This is a genomic window from Deltaproteobacteria bacterium, assembly GCA_019912665.1.
Classification (GTDB): Bacteria; Desulfobacterota; GWC2-55-46; order GWC2-55-46; family GWC2-55-46; genus UBA5799.
In genome coordinates this window covers 1-4,179 of record JAIOIE010000033.1, presented here as the reverse complement: position 1 = coordinate 4,179, position 4,179 = coordinate 1, and the positions used below count along the sequence as shown (strand labels likewise).

3 protein-coding genes are annotated in these 4,179 nt (G+C 67.8%); 1 reads left to right on the top strand and 2 read right to left on the bottom strand.

The features are described from left to right. Window positions 1-283 precede the first annotated feature (283 nt). Both K8I01_13285 and istA read right to left on the bottom strand, forming a co-directional pair. Window positions 284-847: an ATP-binding protein gene (locus K8I01_13285; protein MBZ0221388.1), complete on the bottom strand. Its 564-nt coding sequence runs from the start codon at window positions 845-847 to the stop codon at window positions 284-286. Next, window positions 837-2,339 carry an IS21 family transposase gene (gene istA, locus K8I01_13280; protein ID MBZ0221387.1) on the bottom strand — a complete coding sequence of 501 codons (1,503 nt, stop codon included), beginning with the start codon at window positions 2,337-2,339 and terminating at the stop codon, window positions 837-839. The genes K8I01_13285 and istA overlap by 11 nt, the downstream gene beginning before the upstream one ends. A gap of 816 nt (window positions 2,340-3,155) precedes the next feature. On the opposite strand from istA, the gene K8I01_13275 reads away from it, so the two are divergent. Next, window positions 3,156-3,575: a hypothetical protein gene (locus K8I01_13275; protein MBZ0221386.1), complete on the top strand. Its 420-nt coding sequence runs from the start codon at window positions 3,156-3,158 to the stop codon at window positions 3,573-3,575. Window positions 3,576-4,179: the final 604 nt, after the last annotated feature.

Here is a 4,179-nt window from a genome sequence, read left to right as displayed (position 1 = left end):
GCAAGTGCTCGCCGTTGCCGACGTGCTGCGCACCCTCGGCTTCCAGGCGCCGTGACCGCAACAGGGAGATGCCGCCAGGCGGATCGTCGCCGCCGCCCAAACCGCCGGAATCACGCGGATCGTGACCGCCGACTACACCCGGCCAGCAGGGTCGAGCAGTTGCTCCCCGAAAACTGGGCGCGGTTGTTCGCCAAGAAGCCGGCTGTCGAAGCCGCATCCGTGTAGCTCGCGAACCGCCAACTACCGTCATGCCGCCAAGAGCCGCGGCCTTCCCGTCGGACGCTTACGTCGATCGCTGCAGATGCCGCCGGCTGACGACTTCGAAGAGCAGGTCGCCGTAGCGGCCGTCGTAGGACAGGTAGCCGACCTCGTCGAGGATCAATAGCCTCGGCCCGCAGTAGCGGCGCAGCCGCCGCGTCAACGCCGCAGACGAATCCTGGGCCGCAAGGTCGTTCAGCATCTCGCTGGCCGTTACCCGCCGCACGGAGTGCCCATGCTGCAGTGCCTGATAGCCGAGGTTCTGGGCGATCATCGTCTTGCCGAGGCCGCACGGGCCGAGCAGCACGACGTTGGTCGCCTCGTCGAGGAATGAGAGCTGCAGCAGATCCTCGACCTGGTCGCGGTCGATCGTGTCCGGCCACTCCCAGTCGAAGTCGGCCATCGACTTGAAGGCGCCGAGCCGCGCGCCGCGGATGCGCCGCTCCAAGCTGCGGCGATCACGCTCATCCTCCTCGACGCCGAGGTACTCGCGCACCCAGTCCTGCTTGCTCAACGACTCCCAGTTCGCCAGCAGACCCCAGAGCCCGAGCCGGCGAGCGCGGTCTCTCAACTCGGCCTCACGTTGCATCGCCACGCGCCACCTCCTTGCCGATCAGGTCGTAGCTGCACAGATCCGTCGGCGCGATCGCCGCATTCAGCACCCGATCGTCGTCCGGCAGATCGGCCTTCACCGCCGGCGGCAGCCCAGCAGCGTGCCGTTGCTGTTCGAGCAGTTGCCGCACCGAATGGTGATGCGACAACCCCTTCGCCAGACATTCGCGGATGGCTTGCTCCAGCGGGCCGGCACCGAAGGTGTCCAGCAGGTGCACAAAGTGCTGCGTCGCCCGGCCCAGATTGGTGCCACTCTCGGCCAGCTTCAGGAAGAGCTGCTGGGTGCTCGGCGCCGATTGCGCCAGCCGATCCAACGCCCGGTGCTTCCGCGCTTCGCCCTTGCTCTTCTTCAGCTCGGCGATGTGCGCGCTGTCTTCGATCACCAGCCCGCGATCGAAGCTGCGAGCGTGTTCGGCCACGACCTTGCCGTCGACCAGCACGCGCAGCCGGGCCAACGTCGCCCGCACCTCGACCAACCGCCGTGCCAACGTGTGCGGCACCGAGTAGTCGTTGCCCTCGAAACGCACGTGCGGCGTCTTGCCAACCCGCACCGCCGCCACCTCCTCGGTCTCGTAGGCGTTCTCCGGCAGCGCCCGCAGCCGCGGCTGCTCCTCGGCAAACGCCATCGCCACCGTCTTCTGCTTGTCCTCCGGCCACGGCCGCTCGCTCGCCTCGCCGCAGCACCACGCCTCCGCCTGCGCGTTCAGGTCGTCGAGGTCGCGCCATCGACGGGCCGGCCAAAACGACGTCCGCGCGTAGCGGATCGCCCGTTCGACACGCCCCTTCTCGTTGCCGCGCGCCACGGCCGTCGGCCGGATCTCGAAGCGGTAGTACTTGGCGAATTCGACCAGCCGCGGGTTGAACAGGATCGCATCACCACGCCGATCCAGCACCGCGCTCTTCAGGTTGTCGTAGAGCAGCACCCGCGGCAGGCCTCCGAAGCTGGCGAACGCCGCCACATGCCCGCGCAGGAAGTTCTCGACGCGCTGCCCGAGGTAGAAGCGCAGGAAGATCCGCCGCGAGTACGACAGCACGCAGACGAAGGCCAACAGCGCGCGCTCCGCGCGACCGACCTTGATGGTGCCGAAGTGCGCCCAGTCGACCTGCCCGTGCTCGCCAGGCAACACGTGCGTCCGCAGGTAGGCCTCGACCACCCGCGGCGGACGGTGCCGCGCGATCATGTGCCGGAAATGCTCGCCGCTGCCGCGATAGCCGCGCTCGCGGCACATCTGGTAGAGACGGCTCGCCGGCAGACCGGGGTAGCGTCGCAGCGACTCCAGGATGAAGGGCAGATACGGGTCGATGCGCGCCGGCCGCTGCGGTCGCGCCGGTGGCGCGCCGCCGCTCGTGATCACGCGCGTCACCGCGTCGTGGTGCACCTGCAAGTGCGCGGCGATCGTGCCGACCGGCCACTTCTCGACATCGTGCAGACGGAGGATCTCCGCCTCGGCCTCGCTGCGGATCACCATGCAAACCTCCCGCCACGGTCACGGCCACGTGCGCGGCGCCCCGCGACGTCGCAGGAAGCTGTTGCGGGAGTAGCTGCCACACGGCTCGCCGCAGAAGCAGCAGGTCGCAGCGGAATGGGAACGCGCCCGAGCGGACGCACGCAGGTGCCGATCGTGTTCATGGTGATGAGGCATTCGCCTCGGCACCGCTTCAACCAGGATCGGCTCCGCAGGTGGACATGGATGCGTTACGTAATCTGTTCCGCGACGGCGGCGATCCCGATGCCGCCGCTGCCGTGCGGCGTTGTTCCGCCGCCCGATCTCGCTCCGCCGGTAGCGCCGCTCCGCAGCCCGGCCGACCTCGCGACGCCGTTTCGCTGCACAGCCATCGGCGCAGAACTTGTTGCCCCGATCGCACCATGTGCAGATGACGACCCAGGCGCTGCAAGAGGCGCAGGTGAACACTCGATGGCTGTCCAAGGCGGCGAGAGATCGCCATCGAGGACTGGACAAGGATGGGCTCGGCCCGCGACACTGCGCCAAGCAGACGTCGCGGTTCGCCGTGCCGTGTGTTGAAGGAAGCCCGGACGGTTACCACACCTTTTGCCGGGCTTCCTCTTTGTACGGGCCTGATGGTCGCGGCACCTTGTAGCGACCTCGGCCGCCGCGGGCATCCGCCGATCACGGCGCCCAGCGCCTTCGCAGCCGTCGCCGGGAACCAGAGCCAAGAGCTGCGCTGCTGCGGAGCGAATCAGATCCAGCCCAGACCGCCGGAATCAGGCGGATTCAGGCCGCCGTCGACAGGAGCGCAAGGACGACCTCTTCCTGCATCACTTCGTGCTGATCACCAACGCCGACAAGGCATCTTGGACCGCTGAGCAGCTCGTGGCCGACTACCGGCAACGCGGCACCATGGAAGGACGCATCGCCGAACTGCAGTCCGTGCTGATGCCCGCCTTGTCGTGCACGATGCGCGGCGAGGACCGGGCCGCACGGGACGCGAGCGACGTGCAGTTCCGCAACGCGGCGACGCTCGTGCTTTTCGCTCTCGCCCACAACCTCGCGCACTCGGCGCGCATCGTGTTCGTCAGGGCGACCAAGAACGCCTGCGCGCTCGATCGCTTCCGCAAGAAGCTGCTGGCCGTACCGGCGCTCGTCGTCATCTCGGCGCGCCGCGCCACCATCGCCCTGAATGCGGGACTCGCGGATCTCTGGGCCCGATTCCTCAGCGCGCTCGCCGTGCCGAAGGCCGCGTAGCCTCGCCGAGGTTGATTCGGCGAGCGACGCGCACTTCACGGGAAGTGCTGGCCCGAGGTGTGTCCGCATCGCGGAAGCCGGCCTACTTCGCACCTGATTCCTCAGTCCCAGCCCTCGGCAGACCGCGATGAATCAGCTGGGCTGACGACGCGGAGTGTAGCAGGGGCGGGCGTCAAGCTGGCAGGGTTCGCTGCGGGTCTTCAGAATCGTCGGTGAGCTTCAGCCTCGCCCGCGGTCGCGTACCAACAGCACAGACACGGACGCCGACTATGTTCCGGAAATCGGAGTCAAATGGTGCCTCACACAGTCACCGCAGTGCCTGTTTCGGCTCGTTGGCGCAGGGGCCGTGGCTGGGTTTCCTCCGGGCCGGGGGGTGACAGCCGCATGCGTGGTGGCTACCTTCGCCTACGGTTGCACCATCACGAAGGAGAGCCGCCCGAGCCATGTGCGTACAAGATGAAGGGTAAGCGTCCGACGGGAAGGCCGCAGCCCTTGGCGGCATGACGGTAGTTGGCTGTTTGCGAGCTACACGGATGCGGCTTCGACAGCCGGCTTCTTGGCGAACAACCGCGCCCAGTTTTCGGGGAGCAACTGCTCGACCCTG